Origin of the sequence: Barnesiella sp. CU968, from assembly GCF_905219685.1 — a bacterium.
Classification (GTDB): domain Bacteria; phylum Bacteroidota; class Bacteroidia; order Bacteroidales; family Muribaculaceae; genus Lepagella; species Lepagella muris_A.
The window spans coordinates 1-1,507 of record NZ_CAJMXD010000543.1; the positions used below are offsets into that span (position 1 = coordinate 1).

Annotated in this window: 1 protein-coding gene; it reads right to left on the bottom strand. The window is 32.4% G+C overall.

Annotated features, from left to right (window positions below; genetic code table 11):
• Positions 1 to 1,260 (bottom strand): lipopolysaccharide assembly protein LapB (locus JX312_RS13535; RefSeq protein WP_204458436.1); only part of this gene is annotated, 1,260 nt, incomplete at its 3' end.
• Between the last annotated feature and the right edge of the window lie 247 nt (positions 1,261 to 1,507).

The following is a 1,507-nucleotide window of genomic DNA, read 5'->3' on the forward strand; positions in this document are numbered from 1 at the left end:
AATAAACTGTGTTGAAAGTAGAGAGAAGATTGATTTAGCTAATTTCTTGTTACTTTCGTTTATTGTTAATAATCTATCATTTAAATTTTTTGCACTTGTTGCTAATTCTTGATTCTTAAATTTTTGTTTTTGTGAATAATATAGAAAAGTAAGAATTATTATTGTTATGAGTAAAACAGATGCAATTGCTATGAATATTACTCTTGATTTATATCGAACAACATTTGCCTTATCAAGTAGCTGTTGTGTCCTATGATATTTTAATATAGAAAGCGATAGCTTGGATGTGACATGAGAATCAAATTTATCGTCAATTTTGCCATATGCTTCCTCTAATGCTGTTAATGCTTTATCTTTATCATTAAGTTTCCTATATAAATCGTATTTCAAATAGTCTGAAATTAATGTGCTATCATTTTCAAGTTTAAGTATTAAATGTTTTCCTTCTTCAAAATTTCCAAGTCCTAAATGTGCTATTGCCATATAGGCTATTATAAGTGGTGATACATTTTCATGTCGTGAATTGTTTTGTAATATGTCTAACACAGATTGATATTTATTACATTTTAGGTAGGCCGCACCCAATAGCTCTTGAGCTGCAGACTCAAGTGCATGATCTTGATTTCGTCTGCTCGTTTCAAGTAAATTTTTTATTATAAGTATACAAGAGTCTGTATAATTAACATTGTGATAAGCCGTTCCCAAATCTAATATTGCATAATTTATGTATTGTTCTTTATGTGTTTTATTTAAACAATTTAAAGCAATTTTTGAGAATTCGAGTTCTTGTTGTCCATCTTTATTATTATTGAATATTTCGGCAATCCGGGATGCTGCCATTCCTTGCCAGAAATAATCCTTGATTTCTTCACCAAGGTCATATGCCTTCAGGAAAGCTAAAAGTGCGGTGTCAAGTTTTTCACTGTTTAGATTGATCATTCCATAATAATATTCAGATTTCATCCTGTGGTACTTATCGGGTGAATCTTCATAATATTGACGAGCGACGGAAATTATGGAGTCGCTGTTAAGCAGAATTAAATTCTTGTCTAAAGCTTGTGATTTTACAAGGCTATATAATGCCTTTAATTTAGGAGTGTTGTATTTTTCCGGTTGGATTGAATCGATAAGCTCTAATGCCGCCTTTGGATCGCTTTCGTTGAGTTTTTCAATTTTTAGCAATTCGTTTATCTCTTTAGAGTCATGTTTACAGGCAGGCATTATTGTAATGGCAATGATGCTTGTAAGTGTGAGCAGCAATTTTCTGTTAAACGTAAGCATAGTTAGTAGTCACATTTTAGGCAATATTACTTCTGTTGCAAATATACGGATTTTTATTGTAAGTAAGTAACAAAAAATTAATTATCCATTAGGTATGACATCGAAATTATTTAGGGTCAGCGGATTTTTCCGGTGGGCGGGAGAGAGTATCAAGAGTATAGTGTGGCCAGTCTGAACATAAAGAACTTGATGTCTCCGACTCCCCGGAACNGTGTTCTGAACGCCT